This is a genomic window from Pseudomonas hamedanensis, assembly GCF_014268595.2.
Lineage (GTDB): Bacteria > Pseudomonadota > Gammaproteobacteria > Pseudomonadales > Pseudomonadaceae > Aquipseudomonas > Aquipseudomonas hamedanensis.
This window is the reverse complement of the sequence record NZ_CP077091.1, coordinates 1,742,898-1,768,467: the sequence shown is the minus strand read 5'-3', so window position 1 is coordinate 1,768,467 and position 25,570 is coordinate 1,742,898. Positions and strand designations below refer to the sequence as shown.

The 25,570-nt window shown below is 59.6% G+C and carries 21 protein-coding genes; 14 read left to right on the top strand and 7 right to left on the bottom strand.

The window, feature by feature from the left end; translation table 11 throughout:
• Positions 1 to 72: 72 nt before the first annotated feature.
• From HU739_RS07560 to HU739_RS07545, 4 genes are all read left to right on the top strand, one after another.
• Positions 73 to 708: a response regulator transcription factor gene (locus HU739_RS07560; RefSeq protein WP_186552280.1), complete on the top strand. Its 636-nt coding sequence runs from the start codon at positions 73 to 75 to the stop codon at positions 706 to 708.
• Positions 709 to 795: 87 nt separating this feature from the next.
• On the top strand, positions 796 to 4,470 hold the full coding sequence (locus HU739_RS07555; protein WP_186552263.1) for a transporter substrate-binding domain-containing protein: 3,675 nt from the start codon (positions 796 to 798) through the stop codon (positions 4,468 to 4,470).
• Positions 4,471 to 4,698: 228 nt separating this feature from the next.
• A complete protein-coding gene (locus HU739_RS07550; protein ID WP_186552264.1) occupies positions 4,699 to 5,115 on the top strand; it encodes a DUF4398 domain-containing protein in 417 nt (138 codons plus the stop codon).
• 10 nt (positions 5,116 to 5,125) lie between these two features.
• A complete protein-coding gene (locus tag HU739_RS07545; RefSeq protein ID WP_186552265.1) occupies positions 5,126 to 5,893 on the top strand; it encodes an OmpA family protein in 768 nt (255 codons plus the stop codon).
• A 265-nt stretch (positions 5,894 to 6,158) separates the two neighbouring features.
• Here the strand turns inward: HU739_RS07545 and HU739_RS07540 are convergent, their stop codons facing one another.
• Positions 6,159 to 8,156, bottom strand: coding sequence for an acyltransferase family protein (locus tag HU739_RS07540; RefSeq protein ID WP_186552266.1), 1,998 nt, complete (start codon positions 8,154 to 8,156; stop codon positions 6,159 to 6,161).
• A gap of 647 nt (positions 8,157 to 8,803) precedes the next feature.
• Between HU739_RS07540 and HU739_RS07535 the strand changes: the two genes are divergently transcribed.
• Positions 8,804 to 9,091, top strand: a complete 288-nt coding sequence (locus tag HU739_RS07535; RefSeq protein WP_186552267.1) for a hypothetical protein — start codon at positions 8,804 to 8,806, stop codon at positions 9,089 to 9,091.
• Between the two features lie 274 nt (positions 9,092 to 9,365).
• Positions 9,366 to 9,695 (top strand): hypothetical protein, encoded by a 330-nt coding sequence (locus HU739_RS07530; protein WP_186552268.1) that lies wholly within the window; start codon positions 9,366 to 9,368, stop codon positions 9,693 to 9,695.
• Between the two features lie 61 nt (positions 9,696 to 9,756).
• Here the strand turns inward: HU739_RS07530 and HU739_RS07525 are convergent, their stop codons facing one another.
• The 3 genes from HU739_RS07525 to HU739_RS07515 form a co-directional block, all read right to left on the bottom strand.
• Positions 9,757 to 10,701 (bottom strand): alpha/beta hydrolase, encoded by a 945-nt coding sequence (locus tag HU739_RS07525; RefSeq protein ID WP_186552269.1) that lies wholly within the window; start codon positions 10,699 to 10,701, stop codon positions 9,757 to 9,759.
• A 113-nt stretch (positions 10,702 to 10,814) separates the two neighbouring features.
• Positions 10,815 to 11,813, bottom strand: coding sequence for an NAD(P)H-quinone oxidoreductase (locus HU739_RS07520; RefSeq protein WP_186552270.1), 999 nt, complete (start codon positions 11,811 to 11,813; stop codon positions 10,815 to 10,817).
• 60 nt (positions 11,814 to 11,873) lie between these two features.
• Positions 11,874 to 13,073 carry a YbfB/YjiJ family MFS transporter gene (locus HU739_RS07515; protein ID WP_186552271.1) on the bottom strand — a complete coding sequence of 400 codons (1,200 nt, stop codon included), beginning with the start codon at positions 13,071 to 13,073 and terminating at the stop codon, positions 11,874 to 11,876.
• A 111-nt stretch (positions 13,074 to 13,184) separates the two neighbouring features.
• Between HU739_RS07515 and HU739_RS07510 the strand changes: the two genes are divergently transcribed.
• Positions 13,185 to 14,060, top strand: a complete 876-nt coding sequence (locus HU739_RS07510) for a LysR family transcriptional regulator (RefSeq protein ID WP_186552272.1) — start codon at positions 13,185 to 13,187, stop codon at positions 14,058 to 14,060.
• A 179-nt stretch (positions 14,061 to 14,239) separates the two neighbouring features.
• A complete protein-coding gene (locus HU739_RS07505) occupies positions 14,240 to 14,725 on the top strand; it encodes a hypothetical protein (protein WP_225922815.1) in 486 nt (161 codons plus the stop codon).
• 49 nt (positions 14,726 to 14,774) lie between these two features.
• Here HU739_RS07505 and HU739_RS07500 read toward each other — a convergent pair whose 3' ends face one another.
• Positions 14,775 to 15,497: a pirin family protein gene (locus tag HU739_RS07500; protein WP_186552273.1), complete on the bottom strand. Its 723-nt coding sequence runs from the start codon at positions 15,495 to 15,497 to the stop codon at positions 14,775 to 14,777.
• Between the two features lie 216 nt (positions 15,498 to 15,713).
• Between HU739_RS07500 and HU739_RS07495 the strand changes: the two genes are divergently transcribed.
• A complete protein-coding gene (locus tag HU739_RS07495; protein WP_186552274.1) occupies positions 15,714 to 16,664 on the top strand; it encodes a GlxA family transcriptional regulator in 951 nt (316 codons plus the stop codon).
• A 90-nt stretch (positions 16,665 to 16,754) separates the two neighbouring features.
• On the top strand, positions 16,755 to 18,227 hold the full coding sequence (locus tag HU739_RS07490; protein WP_186552275.1) for an ATP-binding protein: 1,473 nt from the start codon (positions 16,755 to 16,757) through the stop codon (positions 18,225 to 18,227).
• Here HU739_RS07490 and HU739_RS07485 read toward each other — a convergent pair.
• Positions 18,192 to 21,086 (bottom strand): ATP-binding protein, encoded by a 2,895-nt coding sequence (locus tag HU739_RS07485; RefSeq protein WP_186552276.1) that lies wholly within the window; start codon positions 21,084 to 21,086, stop codon positions 18,192 to 18,194. The two genes, HU739_RS07490 and HU739_RS07485, sit on opposite strands and share 36 nt — an antisense overlap.
• Positions 21,087 to 21,220: 134 nt before the next feature.
• Positions 21,221 to 21,652 carry a helix-turn-helix domain-containing protein gene (locus tag HU739_RS07480; RefSeq protein ID WP_186552277.1) on the bottom strand — a complete coding sequence of 144 codons (432 nt, stop codon included), beginning with the start codon at positions 21,650 to 21,652 and terminating at the stop codon, positions 21,221 to 21,223.
• 234 nt (positions 21,653 to 21,886) lie between these two features.
• On the opposite strand from HU739_RS07480, the gene HU739_RS07475 reads away from it, so the two are divergent.
• The 4 genes from HU739_RS07475 (at position 21,887) to HU739_RS07460 (ending at position 25,550) form a co-directional block, all read left to right on the top strand.
• The gene (locus HU739_RS07475) at positions 21,887 to 22,870 is read left to right on the top strand and encodes an MBL fold metallo-hydrolase (RefSeq protein WP_186552278.1); all 984 of its coding nucleotides are present in this window, start codon (positions 21,887 to 21,889) and stop codon (positions 22,868 to 22,870) included.
• A gap of 56 nt (positions 22,871 to 22,926) precedes the next feature.
• Positions 22,927 to 23,850: a LysR family transcriptional regulator gene (locus tag HU739_RS07470; RefSeq protein WP_186552279.1), complete on the top strand. Its 924-nt coding sequence runs from the start codon at positions 22,927 to 22,929 to the stop codon at positions 23,848 to 23,850.
• Positions 23,851 to 24,517: 667 nt separating this feature from the next.
• Positions 24,518 to 24,931, top strand: a complete 414-nt coding sequence (locus tag HU739_RS07465; protein ID WP_186552589.1) for a DoxX family protein — start codon at positions 24,518 to 24,520, stop codon at positions 24,929 to 24,931.
• Complete coding sequence (locus HU739_RS07460) at positions 24,924 to 25,550, top strand: antibiotic biosynthesis monooxygenase (protein ID WP_186552588.1); 627 nt, start codon at positions 24,924 to 24,926, stop codon at positions 25,548 to 25,550. The genes HU739_RS07465 and HU739_RS07460 overlap by 8 nt, the downstream gene beginning before the upstream one ends.
• Positions 25,551 to 25,570: the final 20 nt, after the last annotated feature.

Genomic DNA, 25,570 nt, shown 5'->3' with positions numbered 1-25,570 from the left:
CTATAATCGTGTTCGAGGCTGCGGTTTTTGGACGCTGCTCAGGATCAACAAGAAGCAGGAGCAGGAGCGTTTATGTATCGGGTATTAATTGCCGATGATCATCCCATCGTCCGTTGGGCGGTAAAGACCTTGCTCACCAGAGACGGCCATAAGGTGATCGCAGAGGCCGGAAACGGTGCGGATGCCATACAAATGGCCCTGGAATTGAGGCCCGATCTGCTGATTCTCGATATCGGCATGCCGCGGCTGGACGGGGTCAAAGTCATCACGCGCCTGCGAAACGACCTGCCTTCCCTGAAAATCGTCATGCTGACCTCGCAAAAACCGGATCTCTATTCCCAGCGCTGCATGCACGCCGGTGCTGCCGGTTACGTGTACAAATCCGAGGAACTCGATGATCTGTTGAGCGCGGTGCGGGCAGTCATGAGGGGCTATAACTACTTCCCCAGCGTCAGCGCCGATTCGGTGCGCAAGTCGGACATCGAGGCCACCGAAGCGGACCGGGTCGCCAGCCTTACCGATCGGGAACTGGCGGTGTTGCAGCAGTTGGCTCAAGGGCTGAGTAACAAGACTATCGGCGAAACCATGATGCTCAGCAGCAAGACCATCAGCACCCATAAAACCAATATCCTCGCCAAGCTGAGAGTTCGCAGCGTGGTTGAACTGGCCGATCTCGCCAAGCGCAACGCGCTCATCACGACGCCCTGAATGATGCTGCCGGGACGGCCTGTCCTGGTATTTTCCGCCCAAGTGACCTCAAGAATGGTCCAACCACAATCTTTGCCGCGGGGTCCTATGTCGAGTCGCTGGTGTGTGTGTCTGCTGTTGTTCTGTTCGCAGTTTCTGTTTCAGGCCGTCTGGGCCGCAGAACCTGAGCCACAGCGGCTGAAGCTGCTTGGCCGTTCCAGTCTTGCCGGTCTGGGCAACCAGACGCTGCCATTGCGCAGCGAAGACCAGCAGTGGCTGCGAGACACGAAGGTGCTCAGGTTAGGCACTTCTGCCCCGGACTTTTTGCCTTTCGACATCACCACCATCGGGGGCGAGTACGAGGGCATCACGGCCGACTACATGGGCATCCTCGCCAAGGCGCTGGGCGTCGACGTCGAGGTTTATCAATACGCCAATCGGCAAGCGGCGATCCAGGCACTGCTGGAGGGGCAAATAGATTTGCTGGGCAGTTCCGGCCGCTATGAAGCAGCCCTTGCCGGGATCAGCATGAGCGCGCCCTACACGGACGATCAGCCGGTGATCGTGACGCGCATCAATGAGGCAGGCCCCGAGCAAGAGGCATTGTCTGGCAAGCGCCTGGCGATGCACGCCGAGTACCTGCCGCTAGAGGACGTCCGGGCCTTGTATCCCCAGGCCGATATTCGCCTTTACTCGTCGATCCAGAGTGCCATTGCGGCGGTGGCATTCGGTCAAGCGGACGCCTTTCTGGGGGACATCATCAGTGCGGACTATCTGGTCGGCAAAAACTTCCTCAACACCCTTCAGCTCTCGCGTTTCTCCGGGATGGCGTTGCAGCATTTTTCTTTCGCCATGCTCAAGGACAATCAGACGCTACAGCGCGTGATCGATTCCGGCATAGAGCGCATTCCGGAGAGCGAACGGTTGAGCATTCTCCAGCGCTGGAGTGGCGGTGGCGTCAATGAACTGTTCCGGCAGACCCGACTGCAGTTGACGCCCGCCGAACAACGCTGGATCGCAGAGCATCCGGTGGTGCGGGTGGTGATCAATGAAAGCTACGCGCCACTGACTTTTTTCGATTCGCAAAAGCGCTTTCGCGGGGTCACCGCTGACGTGCTGAAACAAGTCAGCTTGCTCACTGGGTTGAAGTTCGAAACGCAAGCCGTCGACTCGGTGCAAGAGATGGTCGAGGACATACGACAGGGGCGCGCCGACATGATCGGTGCGTTGAGCCGCAGCGACTCCCGCGAGCGGGTGCTGGGCTTCACCCGGCCCTACCTGTCCAGCTCGTTTGTGCTGGTCAGCAGCTTGCGTGCGGGAAGCCCCAACGCCCTCGAAGAACTGTCGGGCAAGCGTCTGGCGTTGATCGACGAGACGCCGCTGTCTGAATATTTCAAGGCGCACGTTCCTGCGATCACTTTGGTCAGGGCCGACAATGCGCTCAATGCCATGGAATTGGTGGCCCAGGGACGCGCCGATGCGGCGGTCAATTCGCTGATCAGCGCGAATTATTTCACCAGCCGTTTTTTCCGAGACCAGCTGCGTACGGTCTCAACCGTCGGAGAGATACCCGCCACCACGGCATTTGCCACCGATCGCGGGGCGTTGGAGTTGCGCTCGATTCTGGACAAAGCGCTGCTGAGTATTCCGCCGAATGAAATGATGAGCCTGGCCAACCGCTGGCGTACCAACGCGGTCATCAGCGACGGCTACTGGCAGAACTACCGGGCGCTGATCATCCAGACGCTGATTGGCGCCGCGGTGCTGTCACTGGCCTTTGTGTTCTGGATCACTTATCAGCGTCGGGAAATTCGTCGGCGCCTGCGTACCGAGCAGGCACTGGAAGACCAGTTGGCATTCATGCATACGCTGATCGATGGCACGCCCCATCCGATTTATGTCAGAGATCGCCAGGGCGCACTGCTGATTTGCAACAACAGCTACCTGGAGGCATTTGGCGTCAGCCGCGAGGCGGTACTGGGCCAGCCGGTCACGGCGAACCTGTTGCCTGATCCGCAAGAAATCGCCACCTACCAGTCCCAGTGCCTGAGGGTCATGAGCACCGGTGAAGCCCTGATTCAGGACAGTCAGTTGCACATCGGCGCCAGCGGCCAATTGCACAGCCTGCACCACTGGATCCTGCCTTATCGCGACGCCAGACAGGACGTCAAAGGCATCATCGGCGGCTGGATCGACATCAGCGAGCGCAAGCACTTGCTTGAGCAATTGCGTAATGCCAAGGAGCAGGCAGAAGCGGCGAGCAAGGCCAAGACGACCTTCCTGGCAACCATGAGCCACGAAATCCGCACACCGATGAACGCGGTGATCGGCATGCTGGAAATGGCCCTGGAAAAGGCCGACCAGGGGCAACTCGATCGTTTCGCCCTGGAGGTGGCGTTCAGCTCGGCCAACAGCATGCTCGAGCTGATTGGCGACATTCTCGATATCGCCCGTATCGAGGCTGGAAAAATGAGCCTGAGCCCGGAGCGCGCCGATGTGCGCGAGCTGGTCGAATCCGTCGTCCGTGTATTCGATGGCGTCGCCAGGCAGAAAGGCCTGCGGATCAAGATGCAGATCGATCCTGGCATTACCGGCGATGTGCTGATCGATCCTCTGCGGTTCAAACAGGTCCTGTCGAACCTGGTGAGCAACGCCATCAAGTTCACCGAGCAAGGGCACGTGCTGATCAGCCTGCAGAGTGAGCCGTCCGACACACCCCGCGAGTTGAAAATTCGCTTGCGGGTCGAGGACACCGGGATCGGCATCTGCGCCGAGGACCTGCCGCGGTTGTTCAAGCCGTTTGCTCAGGCCGATAGCGGCCAGTCCGCTCGCCAGGGCACCGGACTGGGGCTGGTGATCAGCCGCACCTTGTGCGAAATGATGGGCGGACAACTCGAACTGCACAGTACTCAGAGGCAGGGCACGACGGTCACCGTCCTGCTCAGCCTGACGCGACTGGACGACATCGTCAGGCCGGTCCGCAACGATGAAGAGTTGCCGGCTTCTGCGTCACGTTCACTGCGGGTTCTGGTGGTGGACGATTACCCGGCAAACCTGTTGTTGCTGAGTAAGCAACTGACGTTCCTCGGACATAAGGTTCGCGAGGCAGAGGAGGGCGCCAGCGGATTGCGCCTGTGGCAAACCAATCGATTCGATGTCGTGATCACCGACTGCAACATGCCGCTGATGAACGGCTACGAGCTGAGCCAGGCCATCCGCCAACAGGAACAGCAACGTCAGTTGCCGCCCTGCCTGATCTTCGGGTTTACCGCCAACGCCCAGCCGGAAGAGCGTGAGCGCTGCAAGGCGGCCGGTATGGACGATTGCCTGTTCAAACCGATCAGCCTGGCCGGGCTGAACCAGCGTCTGCTGGGCTACGCCGACAGGCTGCCGGCAGCCATTACCGAGCGGGAGGATGCAGCCTTGGGGCTCGAACGGCTGCGCTACCTGACGGGCGATGACCCGCAACTGATGGTGCAATTGCTCAAGGATCTGATTCAAAGCAATCAGGATGATCTTCACAGCCTGCGTGCGCTGGCCCTCAGCGCTGACCTGTCGTTGCTGGCAGAGATGGCCCATAGAATCAAGGGCGGCGCCAAAGTGGTCAATGCCCGGACGGTGGTGGAACAGTGCGACGCGCTGGAGGACGCTTGCTCGCTGGGGTTACCGGACACGGACATTCAGGCGCGGCGGGTAGCGCTGGAAAACGCCATCCTGACAGTCGAAGCAGAGCTGGTTGCCCTGCTGGAGCAGGCCGAGCGAGAGCCTCAAACAGACGCCTGAATCACCTGCGTGCAACGGACTGAACGTTGGCCCTGCGCCCTGAAAATCGAGACAAGTCTCATAGTGTTCAGGTGCCGCTCAAGCTGAAACTGAGACGACATTTACCGCGTCAAGCACGGCGGTCGGTGTCCGTCTTGGCTAACACGCTGTCGTCTTCCCCGACGATGCCTGCAACGGACTCATGACTGCCTCTTTTGCACATATCTGGTCAGAAGTCTGGAGAATTCGATGAGTATCCACCATGTACGTCGGCGAGCCCTTCGTTGGTCTTTCTTGCTCGCGGGGACGGTCTTGCTCAGCGCTTGCGCTAGCGCACCGGCACCGGACGAGCAGGTTTCCCTGGCTAGAAACGCCCTGAACCGGGCGGTTTCGGCAGGGGCAACGCAGTACGCACCGGTGCCCATGCGGACCGCGCAGGACAAAACCATGCAAATGGAACGCGCGCTCGGCGAAAAGAACTACGGGCAGGCCAGAGGTCTGGCCGAGCAGATCGAAGTGGATGCGGCGCTGGCCGAGCGCATGGCGCGCACGGCGAAATTGCAGAAGGAATTGCAGGCTGCCCAGGCCGGCCTCCAGGTGCTCAAGCAGGAAATGCTCCAGGCTCCCAATGCTGGTCTGACACCCGCCACCACGCTTTCCAACTGAGGACTGTTCCATGCGTATTCTGTTTCCTGCCACTTGCGTATTCGCCCTGGTATTGACCGGCTGCGCGGCAACCCCCGAAAACCCGCAATTGGTCGAGGTCCGCCAGCGCTTCTCGGACCTCCAGAGCAAACCAGAGTCGAGCACCCTGGCCGCCCTGGAAACCCAGGATGCCTTGACCGCCCTGGGCAAGGCCGAGCAGAAATCGATTCAGGACCGTCGTGCACCCGAGATCGATCAGCTCGCTTATCTGGCCAGACAGAAAATCGCCCTGGCCGAGCAGACCATTCTCGGGCGCAAGGCCGAAGCGGGCCTGAGCACGATTGATGTGCAGCGTACCCAGGTGCGCCTGGACGTCCGTACCCAGCAGCTCAAGGCCCTGCAAGCGATGAACGCCAAACAGACGTCGCGCGGCGAGGTGATCACCTTTGGCGATGTGCTGTTCGATACCGGCAAGGCCAGCCTCAAACCAGGCAATCAGCGCAACCTCCAGCGCCTGGCGGATTTCCTCATCAACAACCCCGAGCGCAAAGTGCGCATCGAAGGCTTCACCGACAGCGTGGGCAGCGATGCGTTCAACCAGACACTCTCCGAGCGCCGCGCCGAAAGTGTGGCTTTTGCCCTGGAACGCTTGGGCATCGGCATGAATCGCATGGCGACCGAGGGCTACGGCAAGCGTTATCCGGTGGCAGATGACACGACGGCACAGTCGCGCCAATTGAATCGTCGGGTTGAAGTGATCATTTCCAACGGTGCGTCGGCGGTCGATAGCCGTAGCTGACAGCAGTGGATCGACCGCATTTCCCACCAGCCTCAATGAGTACCATATCGAGTCCACGCGGGTGATGCTCAATGCCCATCGGGATTTGCGGGTTGCCGAAAACGTCTCTGTCTATGGTTCGGCGGGGCTGGAGCTCGCCCGTCTCGAGTCGAAGGGGTGGCAGAGCAACGAGTCTCGCCAATACGGCTCCGAGACCTTAAATCGGGCCGATCCCGTGCCGCAGGATGACTGTGGCATGGGAAGGGCAGATTCTCTGTTATCAAGACTAAAGTTGCGTAGTACGCTCATTTTTGTCGTGGATAAGAGACTTTAGAATGAAGGGAGCAACGTATTGTGAGCCATACATGGATAGATGGTTCGTATCGTTGTATAAGACTTTTCCACCCTTTGCAGCGTAGCAACTGTCGGAATCGCAGAGCTGCGATGATAAGTCGATTATATGTACGTTAATAAAATCTTTCGCCACGCGTTTAACGATTTCGTTGTAGGCGGAATTTACACTGTCCTCATCGTAGACCGATCTCGGGAACGAGCAGCCACTATTCTTTTCGGTAATTCTAAAAGGTCTTGCGATACAGGCCGATGGGTCGAAGGGAAGGTTGGGGTTATCCAGGACCACCAAAATATTTTTCTTCGCGTCAGACAGCATTTTGAAGGATCTTCTCATGCCTGATTCCAAGGCTTTTCTGAAATCTTTCTCGCTAGGGTTCTGAATATCAACGGCGTCGTCATAAGAGCACCGTGGATTATGAGCAAGAAGTACGTTAACTACGGCGCTGTCTTTTGAGGCGTAATCATATGCTTCATTAATAAGGCGGTAGGCATTCGCACGAACCTTCGTCGCGGCTTTATCCTTTTGCGCAGTAGACGTATCGTAAAATGGCGCAGCACAACTTGCCGGAAAAACAGCCAAGCCTCGCTCGGCCGTGGAATAGGTGCTTAGGCCAGCAAACAGGTGCGCCGCATGTGAGTCGCCTATGACTGCGCTGGTAATCAAGCCGTCCTGGATAAGGCATGGGTTGTCAGTCATATTGGACCAGTCTGGAAATCTGGCTGCGCAGTTCGCCAGCGAAGTCGCAGTATTTTTTTCGATGGCTCGGGCTACTTCGTTTTTAGTTTCCAGGGGGGTAGCGGCTGGGTATTTATAGGATGCGAATCCGCCAAGTACGATGACCAGCATCAATCCAACAAAGGCAGGTGTTTGACGTGGCTGCTTGAGTATTCCTGCGCGAAGCGGCTTTTCAATGAATGAATAAGTAATCCAGGCCAGAAATAGTGATGCTACGACTGCTGCCGATCTTATCTCGACGTCAGGTACTTCGCTTTGGACGATGCGGGCGAATGCAAGCAATGGCCAGTGCCAGAGGTACAGCGGAAAGCTGATTAAACCTATTGCTACAGCTACCCGTGTTGAAAAGATTCTTCGGTTAATAATCGATGAAGGACCTGCGGCTATCAGGAGAACGGAACCAAGCACAGGAAGGATCGCGCGCCATCCTGGAAACTGATCGCTAGACTTAAAGCTGAAGAGTGCGAAAAAGATGAGTGCGAGGCCGGTTGCGCTTAGCACTTCCTTAAGTCTGTAATGCTGTCCTTCGACTTTTGATACCCACCACGGCTGCAAACAAGCCCATGCCAGCCATGTGCCCGCCAGCAGCTCCCACGCGCGGGTTGGCAGTAGGTAGAAGGTGGCATTTGGATCGATACCTATGAAATATAGATTCAAAATCAGTGAGACTAATCCAATAGCTGCAATTAGTCTGATCGCCGTAAATTTTATCTTCCATGCCGCCCAGAGTATGATCGGGAATAGCAGATAGAATTGCTCTTCGATTGCTAGTGACCATAGATGTAGCAATGGTTTCAGCTCTGCTGCAGTATCGAAATACCCGCTCTCGTACCAGAGTGCGAAGTTTGCTACGAATCCTGCGCCCGCTGCGATGTGCCTGGATAGTTCGGTCATCTCATCCGGTAACAGGACGAGCTTTCCAATAACCCAGCAAGATATTAGAACCAGCGTCAAGGCTGGGAAGATTCGGCGTATCCTTCGGGCGTAGAAATCCGAAAAGCTAAAAGTGCCTCGGTCAATGCTCTTGAGTAATATGGTGCCGATTAAAAAACCGGATATTACAAAGAATATATCTACGCCTACGAATCCCCCAGGAACCAGAGTCGGGAACGCGTGAAAAATCACAACAGAAATAACAGCCAAGGCGCGAAGGCCGTCTATATCACTTCTATATTTTATATTGGGGTTGGTCATTGACTTGGCTCAAAATTGTTGCCGGCAGCAAGCGCGGGGCATAAGGTCGCGATAGTGCCATTTTTCGGCTTCCAAGGGAACTCCGATCAACTTGCCATAATGCGTTGCAAACGAAAACACTCGTGCATATAGCGGCGAAGCAGGGGGCGAGCGGAAATCGTAAACCGAGCTTGAGCCAAGCGCCTTCAAAGGGGTGAGCGGCGCCTGCGGTGGGGCGTGACCCAGCTACCGGTAGTGAGCACGTTCACTCTACGATGCAAATCCAGCGATGGTTGGATCGGTAAGGCGCGCGAGTGAAATGTACGTCCGAAACCATCTTCATGCCTCTCTCTCGAAGCGCTTCAGTCAGTTCTACGAGTGTCTCTGCCTGGATTATCATTGCTGTCACCTCGTCAGATTTACTGAGTTCATAATTCTTGACCGAGGGATCAGGCGGCTAATTCATTTTTTCTACGGTCGTGATTGAGGTCGGGCAAGTGTTGATTGGCGCGGCTTGCTGCGGACAGGCGTGCCAAATCGACGCTAGCCCTCAGCCATTAGTACATCCGACCTAATTGCCCCTGTCCCGGCTCGCCCGTAAAGTCCTTTCGCCTGGCAGCTTATTGCCAAAATTTTTCCGGTATGAAATCAAAAAGGGTCGATCTGTAATGAACTCATCAAGGACTATCCCGGTTCTCGCTTTATTCGCAACATTGGCGCTCACGGTCTCTGGATGCCAGACCGTCAAGCCGGGAGAGAGTGATCTCAAGAATCGCGCGCAGGCCACCATTGGCAAACCAGTGATCAAGGTTTCAAACATCCGCAATGACTTCAATACAACTTTCTATACGGCTCAAACCGAAGGTGGGGAATACTCGTGCGAACTGCCGAGCGGCCCGATGGTTGCTTTGGGTTCCATGGGAATGGGACTGGGCGCTCAGTGCAACAAGCAATGACCAACCAGCCCCTTCGAAGCTGAAACAGAAAGGCCAATGTCGATGACATTGGCCTTTTTCATTTATTGAATACCAGGGTGCCGCCCACGCGCGCGGCAGGCGCCGCAAGAAAGCTTTGGCTCAGCATGACAGGCGAAACGATCCAGATGACCGCTAGCGCAATGTAGAGAACGACGTTGTCGACGCGGCTGCGCAAGCAGGAGGCAAACTGCTGGCCCCCGCCGTTTCGCTTCCTCGGCAAAATCGCCTTTTTTCAGAAGGTTAGGTTGGCTATATGCGGACGATTGTCATCACCGTTGCGACGCTTTCCCTGGCTATTCTTGCCTCGGGAGTGCAGGCGAGAGAATTGAGCAAGAGTCATCGATTTGCCTGCACATGGGGTTCGGATATCGCCGCCGGTGCGCAGCGATCGAAGCTGTCCGGAGTCTCGCTGTACGGTGCGCGCAAGCAGTTGCAGGTGCGCAAGTTTCAGCAACCCTGGATGCGCATGACGGCGATGGGCATCACTGAACAGACGTACAACAGCAGCTCGAAACTCAAACCGGCAGCGGTGAAGCAGACCTATTACGAGCAATGCGTACGCCATGAGTTGGCCCAGCGTTAACGCGGGTTGGCACACTCAGCCCTTTCGTGAAGAAGCGGGGTGGCAGTACGCCGATGCCCGGTCACGACTCGTTTGAGCTTTTCAGCTTCGCAGGCCCTGCGATGCGAGGCGTCGGCTGGCTTTGCATCAGCGCATCAAGCGCCTTGCGGTAATTCTGCCCGCCGAGCGCCATGCTGTTGTTGTGCGTGGCGCCCGGCACCAACAACAGGCGTTTGGGGTGTTGCGCGGCGTTGAACAATTGTTCGCTGAAGCGCGAAGGCACAAACGCATCGGCCATGCCATGCACCACCAGCAATGGCATATGAATGTCGGCGATCTTGTCGATGGAGTCGAATTTCTGCGACAGCAGCCAGCGCACGGGAAGTGAGGTGTTGGCGACGGCGGCGGCGACATCGGCCAGGGAAGTGAAGGTCGACTCGATGACCAGTCCGCGCACCGGCAAAGGCGTATGGCTGCGGACGGCGTTCTGCCCCAACTCTGCCGCCAGATCGATCGCCACCGCGCCGCCCAGGGAATGGCCGTAAATCAGGCGTTTGTTCGGGTCCGGCTGCAGCAGTTTGAAGCGTTCCCAGGCCACGCGAGCATCTTCGTAGACGCTGCTTTCCGACGGCAGATCGCCTTTGCTCTGGCCGAAGCCGCGATAGTCGATGGCCAGTACCGAATAGCCCGCTGCACGCAGTTGTTCGATACGGAACAATTGCCCGGTGAGGTTCCAGCGTACGCCGTGCAGATAGAGGATCGCCGGGGCGTTCGCGCGTTCTGCCGGCCACCACCAGGCATGAATGTTCTGGCCGGCCTTGAAACTCTTGGGTTGCAGATCGAGTTCCTGAACGCTGCCGGGCAAGCCGCGATACCAGCCGGCGGTACCGGGCTCAATGCGAAACAGCAGCTTGCGTTCGGTATGTTCCAGCACGGCACAACTCGTCGGCACGCCAATCACCAGCGCGGCCATGAAGGCGAACGCCAGGCGGCGACGTTTCAAATGAGTCATGAAGGACAGGAACATTAAACGTTTCACCACGGCGCAGACAAAGAACGCTTTTTACCAGATGCCTTGGTCTGCGCGTGATTATTTTCGACCACCGTACACACGCAACGATTACAAGATGCTGCAATCAATCACGCCACTTGCAGCACGATCTTGCCGATATGGTCGCCGGCCTCCATGCGTGCATGGGCTTGAGCCGCGTCAACGAGAGGGTAAACCTTATCGATGATCGGCAGGCAGCGCCCGGCGGCCAGCACCGGCCAGACCTGCTCGCGCAGTTGATCGGCGATCGCGGCTTTTTCCGCTGCGGTGCGGGCGCGCAGCAGCGAACCGGTGACCACGGCGCGTTTGCCAAGGATCGCCAGCAAATCAATGTCCTTGGCCCGAGCGCCGCCGAGGAACCCGAGCATCACCAGGCGTCCGTCCATCGCCAGCGCGCTGACGTTGCCGTTGAGGTAGGAGCCACCCATGATGTCGAGAATCACGTTCACACCTTGATCCGCCGTTTTTGCGGCAATCACGGCGGCAAAATCCTCCTCGCGATAATTGATCGGCTGCCCTCCGAGCTGGCTGATCGCTGCACATTTGTCAGGGCTGCCGGCAGTGGCGAAGGCCTCAATGCCGAATTCGCGGCAGAGCATCAGTGCGGTCGTGCCGATGCCGCTGGTGCCGCCATGAATCAGCGCGCGCTGGCCACGGCTGGCACCGCCGAGGCCGAACAGATTGGCCCAGACGGTAAAGAAGGTTTCCGGAATGGCCGCCGCCTGTACCCAGTCCATCCCATCGGGGATCGCTAAGGTCTGGCCCGCCGGCACTGCGCAATATTCGGCATAACCGCCGCCATTGGTCAGTGCGCAAACCCGGTCACCGACGGCGAAACCACTGACATCGGCACCCAGCGCAACCACCTCGCCAGCCACCTCCAGGCCCGGAATCGGGTCCATGCCAGGCTTCATCGGGTATAGGCCGGCGCGCTGCAAGGCATCCGGACGGTTGATGCCGGCGGCGTGTACGCGAATCAGCACCTGCCCTTGAGCAGCGACAGGCAGCGCCACGCGCCTGGCTTGCAGAACTTCGGGACCGCCGGGTTGGGTGATTTCGATACGGGTCATTTCATTGGGCAGGGACATGTCGATTCCTCTGATTAAGGTCGTGTAGATGGGAGCGCAAGCAACACGCAATGATTCCGTTCAGTTCGCACCGCAGCGCGTTTCGATGGAAGAGGGCAGCCAGCGCAGGGCTTGCTCCAGCAGCAGGGCGACGACGATGGCGCCGCCGGCGATCACGAACAGCAATGCGTGATGGCCGCCGGTGGCATTGAACAGCGCCGAATAGGCGAACCCGGCGAGCGCCTGGAATGTCGCGAACGATACCGTGGCGCGACTCCAGGCAATCTGCTGGCGGTGGTGGGTCGGCACCAGTTCGTGCACCCGGGCCAGGGCCAGCGGCACGATTCCCGGCGGGAACGAACCGAGGATTACGGCGAGCAACGCCAGCGCCAGAAAGGAATCGGCGATCGACAACAGACCGAGGGTAATCGCCTGCACCACCAGCACCACGCGGATACCGATGCGTGCGCCAAGCTGATCGGCGAGAAATCCGTAACTCACCGGCCCGACGATGGCGCCCAGACCGTACATCACCCAGACCATGGCGCCTACATGAGCACCCGCACCCAACCCGCGGGCGACGTAATCGACGAGGAACACCATGGCGGGCACCAGACCGGCGGCCATGAACGCGTATTGGGCAAACAGCAGATAAACCCCTGGCGGTGTCGGCTCAGCGGTCGAGTCGGCGTTCGCAGCCATCGGGGTCGCGCTATCGGCAGGCCATCCGAACCAGCTCAATGCAGTCAGTAGCAGCGCCAAAGCACTCAGGCCCAGCCAGGTCGCCTGCAAACCCAGGCTCAGCAGCGGCGGCACGATGGTTCCCGAACCGGCAATACCCAGGCCGATGCCGAGAAATATTGCACCACTGGCCAGACCTTTGCGTGACGCCGGCACATGGGGCAGCACGGTCGCGGCAACCAGCACCATGATTGCGCCGCCAGCGATGCCCGAGAGCAAGCGCCAGCCGAAAAACCAGCTCACCGACAACGGCCAGGCACAGGCGAGAAACGCCGCCGTAACGGCCAGCATCATCAGGCGCAGGGCAGTGCGGTTACCCCAGCGCTGGGCCAGCGGTCGGCCGAGCAGGGCGCCAATCAGATAGCCGACCAGATTCGCCGCACCGAGATACACGACGTCGCCGGCAGAAAACCACTGCGCTTGAATCAGCGCAGGAATCAAGGGCGTATAGGCGAAGCGCGCCAGACCGATACTGACGAGGCTGGCACAAAGTCCGGCAAAGATCGGCAACCAGATGCCGGGGGTTGATGATGTACGCATGCTAGCGATCTCGTGGAAGGTTTATGGCGTCCAGCATATCGGCTATCGTTGCTGCGATTGCGCAGCGATTAAGCGGCGCACCGATGCAAAATTGCATCGTCTGGAGGCGCTATGAATTGGGATGACGCGCGGGTATTTCTCGCGGTTTGCCGAGAGTCGACGTTGCGCGGAGCGGCGCGGGTTCTGGGCGTGGATCAGGCGACGGTGGGCCGGCGTATCACCGCGCTGGAGAAGTCCCTGAGCGCGACGTTGTTTCTGCACACATCGGACGGCTACGCATTGACCGCCCTGGGTGAGGCGGCGCTCAAAAGCGTGCAGAAAATGGAGCATTCGGCGCTTGAACTGGAACGCCAGATCCACGGCCTGGACGACCGCCTGACCGGTAACGTGCGGGTGAGTAGCACCGACTCGCTGGCGATTGACTTCCTGATTCCGGCGATCGCCCGTCTGCACGAGCTGCACCCAAATGTGCAGGTGCAGCTGGATGCCTCCACGCAGATTCTCAGCCTGGCCAAGCGCGAAGCGGACATTGCCGTGCGCAACACGCGACCGGATAACCCGGATCTTATCGCCCGACGGATTGCGCGTTGGCCTGTAGGACTTTTCGCTGCGCAGGCCTATGTCGACCGCCACGGCGAACCGCAACCGGGCACGGCGTTCGAGGGCCATGATCTGGTGGTCTATCAACCGTATCTGCAGAGCAAAAAAGACTTCACGCTGGTGTCCGAACCCTTTAACCGTGGGCGTATCGTCGCCAGCCTCAGTTCCAGTCTGCTGGTTCGCCGCTCGATTGCAGCCGGTTTGGGGATCGGTGAAATTCCGCTGTACATGGGCGAGCGCGACGGGCTGGTCAGGCTCTGGCCGGAGCGTACCCGGCCGTTGCCGTATGAAGTGTGGCTGGTCACCCATGCGGATTTGCGCCATACGGCACGGGTTCGCGCGGTGATCGAACAGATCGTCGAGGCGTTTGCGCTGGAAAACCAATAGTCGATTCAGCGTTTTTTCGGGGCTACAACGTCTGACGAAACGGCCTACGTACGAGGCAGAATGTGCCGGCTTGTCGGCCGTGACGTTGGATTCTATTGTGACTGCAGTTCGGTGAGGGCCTCGAACCCGCACTGAAATGATGAGCCAGGAAGGTCTCGGTAGCCGCGAAAGGTGTCGAATTGGAAATCAGGGAAGTCAATCAATATGCAGTCAGGGGCATGTCGGGCACAGGTCGGGATAAGCAAACCATGGGCGCTATAAGTCGTGAAGAATTCGATGCGAAGATAGAAACCATCGAGACGAGGATGGATGGTCGTGTGGCAGAAATGCGCGCCGATATTCGCGGATTCCTGGCTGCTCAGGCGGAGCGGGATAAAACCCAGGAGGAACGAGACAAGCGCTACGACTTGATATGGATGGATGTTCAGAAAAGTACCGATGAATCGCGCGCAGCGATCCGGCAGGCATCGACCGTAAAGGCGAACTATTGGGCAGCCACCACCGTTCACTTTCTCGGCGTGGCCTCCTTGCTGGTTGGCGCGCATTTCGCTAACCAGGCGGCCGTTTTGACGACCATACAGACAACGCTGGCAGCGATTCAGATTGGCAAAGAGGTCGCGACACCCAAACCAGTCGAGCGGCCGTCGGCGGTGCAACCGCAATAAAAAACGGCCTTCAAAGGAAAGCCGTTTTTACTGGCGACAGAGCGTTGCCTCATGGCATTTCCGGCAACTCCTGAGGGCGCAGGTCAAACACCAGCACTTCGGCATCGACACCGTTGCTCAAAGTGAGCAATTGTTCCTGACGAACCCGCACACCGTCGCCTTCCTGCAATAACTGGCCATTCAACTCTACGCTCCCGCGCGCCACATGGACGTAGGCGTAACGGTTGGCTGGCAGCTCCAGCGTGGTACTTTCCTTGCCGTCGAATAACCCGGCATAGACCCGCGCATCCTGACGAACTTTCAAGGAACCTTGGCTGCCGTCCGGTGAAATGGTCAACTGCAGGCGACCGCGTTTTTTCTGCGCGCTGAAATGCTCCTGCTGGTAGCGCGGTTTGGCGCCACTGACGTCCGGTACGATCCAGATTTGCAGAAAGTGCACCGGCTTGGTGGCCGAGTGGTTGAACTCGCTGTGCGCCACGCCGCTGCCGGCGCTCATCAATTGCACATCGCCGGGGCGGATCACCGAGCCGGTGCCGAGGGTGTCCTTGTGTTCCAGCGCACCTTCCAGCACGTAGGAAAAAATTTCCATGTCCCGGTGCGGGTGTTGCCCAAAACCTTTGCCGGCGGCGACGCGGTCATCATTGATCACCAGCAGGTCGGAGAAACCCTGCTCACGCGGGTTGCGATAACTGGCGAAGGAAAAGGTATGAAACGATTTCAACCAGCCATGATTGGCGAGACCACGGTCGGAGGCTTTGCGAAGAGTCAGCATGATGAAATCTCCTGGCGGGACGTGAATTCGTCCGAGTGAGGAGAAGGTTACTGTTTATCGAAATGCGCAATAAGTAGGTGAAAATTGAAAGACTGTCCTGATCAGGTTGACAGTTTTGCGCTATGGTTCACGCATTTTTTTGCGCTGATCACGCCACTGTTGGCCATAATGGCGCGTTTGCAGCCTGCTTATTGACCTTCGAATGTGATGCCTCCCATGAAAACTGTGGCAATGGTGCTGTTCCCTGATTTCCTCATGCTCGACATGGCCGGGCCGCTGGAAGTGTTTTCGGTTGCCAATCGTTACCTCAAGCCAGAATGGCATTATCAACTGACCACCCTTGGCACCGAGCGCGGGCCGTTACGAGCGTCCAACGGGGTGCAGGTGCAAGCCGACCTGCACATCGACGACGCCGCGGCACGTTATGACCTGCTGCTCGTTCCGGGCGGGCCCGGTGCCTACAACCAAAGATTTCCGCCGTTGTTCGCCTGGCTGAAAGGCGCCGTGCCGCGCGCCGAACGGTTTGGTTCAATCTGTACCGGTGCCTTTATCCTCGGTCATGCCGGATTGATTGACGGTTATCGGGTGACTACCCACTGGAATTACACTGAGCGATTGATCAAGGCTTTTCCGCAAGCCACGGTGGCCACCGATCAGATCTACGTCGAGGACCGCAACCTGATTACCTCGGGCGGCGTCACTGCCGGGATTGATCTGGCGCTGGCCGTGGTCGCCCGCGATCATGGCAAGAAAATCGCCCAGGACGTGGCCAAAGTCTTGTTGGTGGTGATGAAACGCCAAGGCGGGCAGGCACAGTTCAGCCCCTTGATGGCCGCCGTTTCACCGCAGGAAACCGCGATCACGCGAGTGCAGAACTACGTCTTGGAGCATCTGGACGAAGCCTTCACGGTCGAGCGCATGGCAGGGCTGGCGAACATGAGCGCACGGCACTTTGCCCGCCTGTTTATCCGCGACATCAACATGACACCGATGGCGTTTCTGCAGAACGCCCGGGTCGACTGCGCGCGCAACCTGCTGGAAACGAGTGACCTGCCGCTGAAAACCGTGGCCTATAAAAGTGGTTTCGGCAGTGTTCGACACATGCGCTCACTGTTTGCCGAAAAGCTGGGTCTGACCCCGGCACAGTACCGGGAACAGTTCAGCTAGAGCGGTTGTGTCCGTCTGGCGCAGTGGGATGTCCGTGCTGCGCCCGGCGTGGTGGTTGTAGCGTCATCGGAGCATGCCAAGATGACTGCCATGAATACTCACAACGATTTGAACCCGGCGCCGGTGCTGCGTTTTGGCCCGTATGCCTTTCATGTGCGCCAGCGCCTGATTCTTCAGGGCGACCGGCCGTTGCGCATGGGCGGGCGTGCGCTGGATATTTTGCAGGTGCTGGTCGAGCGTGCCGGGCAGGTGGTCAGCAAAGAGCAACTGATCGCGCGGGTGTGGCCAACCTCCGTGGTCGAAGAGATCAACCTGCGGGTGCACATCGCAGCGCTACGGCGCGCACTGGGTGACGGCGGCAACGGGCAGCGCTACATCGCCAACGTCCCGCAACGCGGTTACAGCTTTATCGCCCCGGTGACGTCGGACGAAGCTGAAGCGCCGCTTACACCTGTCGCCGTGCCAACTCATCAACACAATCTGCCGGCACGACTGACGCCAGTCACCGGGCGCGACGCACTGATCGGTAGTCTGGTTCGTCAGATGCCTGTGTGCCGGTTGATGACGATTACCGGTGCGCCGGGTGTCGGAAAAACTGCCGTGGCATTGCGCGTAGCGGAATTGCTGCTGCAGTACTTTCGCGATGGCGTGTGGTGGGTCGACCTTGCCGACCTCGAGGAGAGCGCGCCGCTGCTCGACCACCTGCTGCACAGTCTCGCGACTGACCTTTGCACTCTGAACGGTCGCCACGCCTTGCTGGTGCTGGATAACTGCGACCACGTTCGCGGTGCCTGTGCGGCGCTGGTCGAAACCCTCCTGCAAGCTGCGCCTCGTCTGGCCATCCTGATCACCAGCCGGGAAGCCTTGGGCGTTCAATCAGAGACTGTACATTGCGTGCCGCTGCTGGCGATTCCCAAGCGCTCGACACTGGAAACCGTTGAAGAAGCCATGGGCTATCCGGCGGTGCAGTTGTTCGTCAGCCGTGCGCGGGCGCGGCAACATGGCTTCAGTTTGCGTAAACAGGATTTGCCCGGCGTACGCGAGATCTGCCGTCAACTGGACGGCCTGCCGCTGGCGATCGAACTTGCGGCGTCGCAGATCGATGCGCTGGGCTTGATTGGGTTACAGGCACAGGTTGAAAACGGTCTGCAGTTGCTTGGCCAAGGCCGGCGCACCGCGGTGCCGCGCCATCAATCGATGGCTGCTGCCATCGATTGGAGCTATCGGTATCTGACCGCAATGGAACAGCGTGTGCTGCTGCGTCTCTCAGTGTTCAACACGGGGTTTACGTTGGAGGCCGCACTGAGTGTGATCAGTTGCGCGGACCTGGCCGGCTCCAGGCTGACCGCGATAATCGAAGGCCTGGCGCGCAAATCGTTGCTTATTCAGCAACCCATCCGTGCAACGGTGCGCTATTGGATGCTCAATACCGTGCGCCGCTACGCTCGTGATCAGTTTGAGTGCAGCGACGAGAAGCTCGATCTGGAGCAGCGCCATGCGCGCTATCTCAGCCGTACGCGCAGCGCTTCAGGCCGGGCGCTCGTCGTGGAGGCTGTCGAGTAGCAGGCGCACCTTGCGTAAGTCGGGAGTGGCATAGCCTTCGGTGAAGCGCTGATAAATCGGGGTCAATAAGTCGAGTGCTTCGCGATGGCGGGACTGGCGTCGCCATAAGTGAGCGAGGTCTGCGGCACTGCGTAACTCCCAAGCCAGTGCTCCCTGGATTCTGGCAATGCTCAGGGCGTGTTGCAGGGTTTGTTCGGCTTCGCGGGTTTGGGCGGTGTCTGTCAGGGACTCTTCGCGAGCAGGCTCGCTCACACAGACGGAATCTGCGCCCGACATAAGACCCTTGTGGGAGCGAGCCTGCTCGCAAAGGGGCCTTTCGAAACCCTTCAATAATGCAACCGCCCGAGCCCGCAATATCTCTGCCGAGCTCCATCCCGCATCGCCGTTGCGCGCCCGTTCCACCAGTGCGTCATCGACAAAACGCTCATCCAGCGTAACCATGACTTCCCGGATCAAACCGCTGCTTTGCGCTGACACAGGCTTAGTGTTATCGGGGTCGATTACCTGCGCATAGTGCCGGCCCCAGGTGTTGAACAACAGCACCGAATGCTTCTGCGACTGTTCCAGCAACAACTGCAACAGGGCCTGGGCGTTCTGCCGGTCACCGTTGTAATGCGCAATCAGACAGCTGGCCAGCGCCAGGGTGTAGCAAATCGAGGTGCCATGGTTGATTTGCACGGCAATGTCCAGCGCCTGCCGTGCGGTGCGCCACGCTTGCTCGGGCAAACCTTGCAGCCACAACACCCGCGCGAGCACCGTCAACGAGGCGACGCTCTGGTCGTACTGCACGCCAAAGCCATGGGTGAAGCGATTGAGGTGGCCGCTGTGCGCCATGCGCTGCAGCACTTGCTCGGCATGCACACGAGCCTGGGGCTGGTCGCCGGCATAATGCAGGGCCAGCACGCGCAAGCGATGTGTGCTCAGTGATAGCAGCGGTTCGCCGTGCACGCCAATGCGGTCGAATTGCTCGCTTTGCGCCAATGCCGCGCGGTAGTGCCCGCAACTCAGATTGACCGCCATGTGCCCTGACACTGCACGCAGCTGCCCAGCGAGATCGCCGTGTGTCTCGGCCAACTGGCAGGCGTCGACGAAGGCCTCGATGGTTTGTGGCGTACCGCCCCAGGTGTGGTAGCTGGCGCTGCCGAGCGCCAGTTTCAACGCGATTTGCAGGCGAGGGCAGGGCTCTGCTGTTTCCTCGAGCAGACTCAGCGCCCGGCGGACATAACGGCTGTAATCGCGCAGCAATGACAACTCCTGCCACAACGGTGCCGAAGCGGCTGCCAGTTGAATACCCAGCTCATCCGGCCCCGGTCCGTTGAGGCTCCAGTCCAGCGCCGCGCGTAAATCCTCCAGGCCCCGGGCATAGCGCTCCATCCACAACACGGTCGGGGTGTTGTCCCAATCCGCTTGTGCCTGCTGCATCAAGGTCAGGCAGCGTTCGGCGTGGCGCTGGCGGGTTGCGCTGAGCTCGTCGGCCTGTTCGAGTTTTTCCAGGGCGTAATGTCGGGTGGTGTCGAGCAAACGATAGAAAACATCTTCGTCGCCCACTTCTACGCTAAGCAGAGATTTGGCCACCAGCTGCGTGACAGCGGTGAACACGGCGCCAGGATCGATCTGTTGGCCAATCACCACCGCGGCTGCAGAGGCGAGGGTGAAGCTGCCGCGGAAAATTCCCAGTCGGCGCAAACAGGTTTGCTCGCAGGGGTTGAGCAGGTTGAAACTCCAGTCCATCGTGGCGCGCAAGGTCAAATGGCGTTCGGCGCTACTGTGTTGTCCGGCCGACAGCGGCGGCAAACCTTCGCGCAACTGCTTGAGCAGGCCGTCCATGCCCAGTTCGCTGACCTGCGCGGCGGCAAGTTCCAGGGCCAGCGGTATACCGTCCAGGCGCTGGCAGATCTCGATCGCTTGCGGCAGTTCGGCGTGGCTCAGTTGAAAGCTTTCCCGGGCTGCCGTCGCTCGCTCGGCAAACAATTGCAGCGCAGCAAAACCCAGCGCCCGGGCCGGATCCATCGGGGTCAACAAGGATGGGCAATCGAGCGATTCCAGGCGCTGCACGAACTCGCCCTCAGCGCGCAGACTCTCGCGGCTGGTCGCGAGGATATGCACCTTGGGCGCGCCGCGCAGAATCTCCTCGCTGAGCGACGCGACCGCATCGATCAGGTGCTCGCAGTTGTCGATTACCAGCAACATTTGCCGTTCCCGCAGGCCATCGACCAGACAAGCTTGCGCATCGCCGTCCGGTGCGGACAGATCGAGCAGCGTCGCCAGATGCGAGCCGATCAGCCCGGGATCGGCGATGGGTGCCAAATCCACCAGGCGGATGCCGTCGCGATAATGCCCGAGCAATTGTTCCGCCACACGCAGGGCCACCGTGGTTTTGCCGATCCCGCCGGGGCCGACCAGGGTGATGCAGCGTTGGCGCGGCAACTGCGCAATCAAGTGATCGACCACGGCTTGGCGGCCGATCATCCGCGTACGCCGCAGCGGCAGGTTGTGTCTGGCGACGGCAACCGCAGGCTTTTGCTCGATGTTGTCGAGCACAATCGGGGCGACAAAGCTGTAGCCGCGCTGCGCCACGGTGACGATGTAGCGCTGCCCGTTCTGCCCGTCGCCGAGGGCCTTGCGCAGCGCCGCCATGTGCACGCGCAGGTTGATGTCTTCGACCACACTGTCGGGCCAGACCCCGGCCATCAATTGCTGTTTGCTGACCACTTCGCCGGCATGCGCCAGCAAAATCAGGAGGATGTCCATCGCCCGCCGTCCCAGGCGCAAAGGCTGTTGGCCTTCCAGTAGCAATCGTTGCCCGGGATGTATCCGATAGGGGCCAAAAGCGATGGCCTGATTCGGGGGAAAACTCAACAGCGCGCTCCTGCGGTGATGCGACGGACAGGTCGAACCAGTGCCTGGCGCAAGCGCAGGCCGTCTGATCCGGGGTGTCCGGGCATAATCCTCAGGTTTGAGCATCAGTGCAACGGGTGGCGTAACGGCAGCAGTCAAAACACCGCAGGCTGCGCAGCGTTGCTTTTCAGCTTGCCCATGACCCGACAGCGCCAGGCAAACGGATTGATGCCTTCGCTACGGGTGAACATATGGCAGAAATGCGCCTGATCGCAGAAGCCGCACTCCAGGCTGATCTGGGTCAGGCTCAGGTCGGTGTGCTGGATCAACAGCTTGGCCCGCGCCAGGCGCTGGGTGCGAATCCAGTCCTGTGGCGAGAGGCCGGTGCTGCACTTGAACGCGCGGGAGAAATGGCTGCGTGACAGTGAGCAGGCGCGGGCCAGCTCCGCCACTTCCAGGCTCTCGCCCAGGCGATCGAGGATCAGTTGTTTGACGTGGCGTTCGCGCTGCGGACTGAGTCCGCCACTCGCACTTTTATGCGGTTCGCAGGCAGGGGCGAGGGCGACGGTTTGCTGCAAATAAGCCATGGCCAAGGTCCGTGTCGGTGGGGAAAGCACGGTCGGCGCATTCCCTCAGGTCAAAAAAGCAACGCTGCGCAGAGGGCTTCATTGTTGGGTGAGGGCGTAAGGCTGACGAGTTAATCGTTGTTAATTCCATCGCCGAGGCCTGAACTCAGCACATCCCTGCAAGTCTGCGCCCGCCGAGTTGCGGCACGATCACAGCAAGGGTGGCCGCTGTCGGCCAGATCAAGGGGAGATCCAATGAAAGGCATGTTTAACGCAGCGGCGGCCCTGGCGGTCGTTCTGGCTACATCCAGCGCCATGGCACAGGCGCCGCAGGTCGGCACCCAGGCGCCGGGCTATTTCCGCCTGGCCGTGGGCGATTACGAAGTCACCGCGTTGTTCGATGGCTATAACGACTTGTCGCCAAAGCTCTTGCAGGGCATGAGCCAGAGCCAGATTCGCGCGCTGCTGGCGCGCCGTTCGATTGAAACGTCGGGCGTGCAAACGGCGTTCAACGCCTTTCTGGTCAACACCGGCAAGCAACTGATTCTGGTCGATACCGGTGCGGGGCAGTGCATTGGCGCCACGGCGGGGCAGCTTTCGGCCAACATGCAGGCCGCCGGTTACAAGCCTGAGCAGGTCGACACGATTCTGCTGACGCACCTGCACCTCGATCACGTTTGCGGCCTGGTCGATGCGAAAAAGCAGCCGCTGTTTGCCAACGCCACGGTGTACGCCGCCCAGGCCGAGGCCGATTACTGGCTCGATGCGGCGGCGTTGGCCAAGGCGTCGGCGGGTGCCAAAGCGTTCTTCCAGATTGCCCAGGACTCCACGGCACCCTACGTTGCCGCCGGGCGCTTCAAGACGTTCGCTGCGGGGCAGTCGCCGCTACCGGGGCTGGTCGAGGCGACGCTTGAGGCCGGACACACGCCGGGCAGCACGACCTATCGTTTTACCTCGCAGCAGCAGAGCATCGTGTTCATGGGCGATCTGGTGCACAACCTCGCCGTGCAGTTCCTCCATCCGGAGGTGTCGATCGGTTTTGACGTCAACAGTCAGCAGGCGATCAACAGTCGTCAGGCCGTGTTCAGCGCGGCCGCGGCGAGCAAGACGTGGGTGACGGCGGCGCACTTGCCGTTTCCGGGGATCGGTCACATCGCCGCCGAAGGCAAGCACTTCCAATGGGTGCCGGTGGAATATGGCCCTTACAAACGCGCGGCCAAGGTGCCGTTGATCGAGTAAAGTGCACAGCGTCCCGCCTGCCTGAAACCGCTGACACCGACAAGGAAACCACGCCCATGAACCGTAACGATCTGCGCCGCGTCGACATGAACCTGTTGGTGATTTTCGAAGCGCTGATGTTCGAAAAGAACCTGACCCGCGTTGCTGAAAAACTGTTCATGGGCCAGCCTGCGGTCAGTGCGGCGCTGGGGCGGTTACGCGATCTGTTCGATGATCCGTTGCTGCTGCGCAACGGTCGCGGCATGGAGCCAACTGCGCGGGCGCTGGCGATTCTCAAGGAGCTGCAACCGGCGATGGACGTGATTTCCGGTGCGGTCAGCCGGGCCAAGGAATTCGAACCGGCGAGCAGTTGCGACGTGTTCCGCATCGGTTTGTCGGATGACGCCGAGTTCGGTCTGTTTCCGCCGTTGTTGCGTCAGCTTCAGCAGGAGGCGCCGGGAATTGTCGTGGTGGTGCGCCGCGCCAACTATCTGTTGATGCCGGCGCTGTTGGCCTCGGGGGAAATCTCCGTGGGCGTCAGCTACACCACGGATCTGCCGGCCAATGCCAAGCGCAAAAAGCTGCGCGATATTCCCTGCAAGGTATTGCGCGGCGACGACTGTCCGGGGCCGCTGACGCTGGACGAATACTGCGAGCGTCCGCATGCGATGGTGTCGTTCTCAGGCGACCTGAGCGGCAATATCGACATGGACCTGGCGAAGATCGGCCGCTGCCGCCGCGTCGTGCTGGGCGTACCGCAGTTCAGCGGCTTGCGCGCCTTGCTCGCTGGCACCGAAATGATTGCCACCGTGCCGGATTACGCCGCTTGTGCCCTGGTTGAAGGCTGCGCCTTGCGCGCCGAAGACCCACCGTTCCCGATCGATGCCGCGCAATTGTCGATGGCCTGGAGCGGGGTGCACGACAACGACCCGGCGGAAAAATGGCTACGCTCGCGGATCAGCCAGTTCATGGCCGCGCCGCTGGATATCCCGACGATCTAAGTCCCTACATCGATCCCCTGTAGGAGTGAGCCTGCTCGCGAAAGCGGTGTGCCAGTCAAGATGGATTTGCCTGACCTGACGCCTTCGCGAGCAAGCTCGCTCCCACACTGTTTTGTGGCGGTCTGAAAAATGAGTGTCCAACGCCAGTCCCTGTGGGAGCGGGCTTGCTCGCGAAAGCGCTGTGCCAGCCAAGGTGGATGTGCCTGACCTGACGCCTTCGCGGGCAAGCCCGCTCCCACACTGTTTTGTGGCGGTCTGAAAAATGAGTGTCCAACGCCAATCCCTGTGGGAGCGGGCTTGCTCGCGAAAGTGGTGTGCCAGCCAAGGTGGATGTGCCTGACCTGACGCCTTCGCGAGCAAGCCCGCTCCCACACTGTTTTGTGGGGTCCGCAAATCGAGTGCCTAGCGCCAATCCCTGTGGGAGCGAGCTTGCTCGCGAAAGCGGTGTGCCAGTCAAGATGGATTTGCCTGTCCTGACGCCTTCGCGGGCAAGCCCGCTCCCACACTGTTTTGTGGCGGTCTGCTGATTGGGGGCCTGCCGCTTCTACCTGTTTTTGTGGCCATCTGCAGACTGTCGGTGGCCTGCAATCAACTAAGCACACCCATCCAATTTCTCGCGCCGCGGCCTTGGCATGATTCCCGTCAATGACATTCAAAGGGTCGGGTCATGATTGCTTCGAGGGATGAACAGGCGCGCGACGTCGGGTTGCTGTTCCTGCGGGTCAGCGGCGGGTTGTTTCTGTTGTGGGTGCACGGCTTGCCCAAGCTGCTGGACTTCACGGCGCAACTGCAACTGATCGAAGACCCGTTTCACCTCGGTGCGCACCTCACCCTGATTCTGGCGATCTTCGCCGAAGTCCTCTGTCCGCTGCTGATCGTTGCCGGGGTTCTGGCGCGTCTGGCCTGCTTGCCTATTCTCTTTGTGCTGCTGGTTGCGTTGCTGGTTGTGCATCCGCAATGGAGTGTGGCCGAAGGGCAGTTCGGCTGGCTGCTGTTGATCCTCTTCACCACTGTATTGATCGCCGGGCCCGGACGGCTGGCGATTCCTGTTCGTTTGCCCGGAGTGCTGCGTTATGCCTGAAGTCCTGAATCAACAAGCACCGGGGGCCGATGAGACTGTCACGTTGATCATCAAACACTCGGTCAAGGCCGGTTTCGAGTCGGCCTATGAAGCGTGGCTGCGCAATATCGTGCGCGTCGCCGGGCAGCGTGAAGGGCATCTGGGCGTGGACGTGGTGCGCGGCAAGCGCGGGCGTCTGGATTTTTACACCTGCGTGCTGCGCTTCAGCTCCACCGAAGCGATGCAAGGCTGGCTGGAATCATCGGAGCGTCAGGCACTGGTCGCCGAAGCCGCGCCGATGCTGGCGGATGGTGATCAGACCGAAGTCGCGCCGGTCAATGAATTCTGGTTCACCCCGCTGGCCGAAGCCGGCTCGCCACCGCCGCGCTGGAAGCAGGCTGTCGTCACCCTGCTGGTGATTTTGCCGCATACCTTGCTGGTGCCGCTGATCTGGGGACCGTTGCTGGCGCTGCATCCGCTGCTGTCCAACTACGTGGTCGCGACGTTCCTGATCACCCTGACCATCGTGCTTTCGGTGGTCTACGTAGTGATGCCGCCAGTCACGCGTTTGTTCACCCCATGGCTGGAAGCCAGCCAGGCCCATGAACACCTCGATTCCCAAGAAACCTCGCCGCGTTGAGCGTGAGGTTTGCTGACTTT

What these genes read in the sequence shown, in the direction of transcription:
- HU739_RS07560 (WP_186552280.1), top strand. Translation starts at nt 73, where the DNA reads ATGTATCGGGTATTAATTGCCGATGATCATCCCATCGTCCGTTGGGCG.
- HU739_RS07555 (WP_186552263.1), top strand. Translation starts at nt 796, where the DNA reads ATGTCGAGTCGCTGGTGTGTGTGTCTGCTGTTGTTCTGTTCGCAGTTT.
- HU739_RS07550 (WP_186552264.1), top strand. Translation starts at nt 4,699, where the DNA reads ATGAGTATCCACCATGTACGTCGGCGAGCCCTTCGTTGGTCTTTCTTG.
- HU739_RS07545 (WP_186552265.1), top strand. Translation starts at nt 5,126, where the DNA reads ATGCGTATTCTGTTTCCTGCCACTTGCGTATTCGCCCTGGTATTGACC.
- HU739_RS07540 (WP_186552266.1), bottom strand. Translation starts at nt 8,156, where the DNA reads ATGACCAACCCCAATATAAAATATAGAAGTGATATAGACGGCCTTCGC.
- HU739_RS07535 (WP_186552267.1), top strand. Translation starts at nt 8,804, where the DNA reads ATGAACTCATCAAGGACTATCCCGGTTCTCGCTTTATTCGCAACATTG.
- HU739_RS07530 (WP_186552268.1), top strand. Translation starts at nt 9,366, where the DNA reads ATGCGGACGATTGTCATCACCGTTGCGACGCTTTCCCTGGCTATTCTT.
- HU739_RS07525 (WP_186552269.1), bottom strand. Translation starts at nt 10,701, where the DNA reads ATGTTCCTGTCCTTCATGACTCATTTGAAACGTCGCCGCCTGGCGTTC.
- HU739_RS07520 (WP_186552270.1), bottom strand. Translation starts at nt 11,813, where the DNA reads ATGTCCCTGCCCAATGAAATGACCCGTATCGAAATCACCCAACCCGGC.
- HU739_RS07515 (WP_186552271.1), bottom strand. Translation starts at nt 13,073, where the DNA reads ATGCGTACATCATCAACCCCCGGCATCTGGTTGCCGATCTTTGCCGGA.
- HU739_RS07510 (WP_186552272.1), top strand. Translation starts at nt 13,185, where the DNA reads ATGAATTGGGATGACGCGCGGGTATTTCTCGCGGTTTGCCGAGAGTCG.
- HU739_RS07500 (WP_186552273.1), bottom strand. Translation starts at nt 15,497, where the DNA reads ATGCTGACTCTTCGCAAAGCCTCCGACCGTGGTCTCGCCAATCATGGC.
- HU739_RS07495 (WP_186552274.1), top strand. Translation starts at nt 15,714, where the DNA reads ATGAAAACTGTGGCAATGGTGCTGTTCCCTGATTTCCTCATGCTCGAC.
- HU739_RS07490 (WP_186552275.1), top strand. Translation starts at nt 16,755, where the DNA reads ATGAATACTCACAACGATTTGAACCCGGCGCCGGTGCTGCGTTTTGGC.
- HU739_RS07480 (WP_186552277.1), bottom strand. Translation starts at nt 21,652, where the DNA reads ATGGCTTATTTGCAGCAAACCGTCGCCCTCGCCCCTGCCTGCGAACCG.
- HU739_RS07475 (WP_186552278.1), top strand. Translation starts at nt 21,887, where the DNA reads ATGAAAGGCATGTTTAACGCAGCGGCGGCCCTGGCGGTCGTTCTGGCT.
- HU739_RS07470 (WP_186552279.1), top strand. Translation starts at nt 22,927, where the DNA reads ATGAACCGTAACGATCTGCGCCGCGTCGACATGAACCTGTTGGTGATT.
- HU739_RS07465 (WP_186552589.1), top strand. Translation starts at nt 24,518, where the DNA reads ATGATTGCTTCGAGGGATGAACAGGCGCGCGACGTCGGGTTGCTGTTC.
- HU739_RS07460 (WP_186552588.1), top strand. Translation starts at nt 24,924, where the DNA reads ATGCCTGAAGTCCTGAATCAACAAGCACCGGGGGCCGATGAGACTGTC.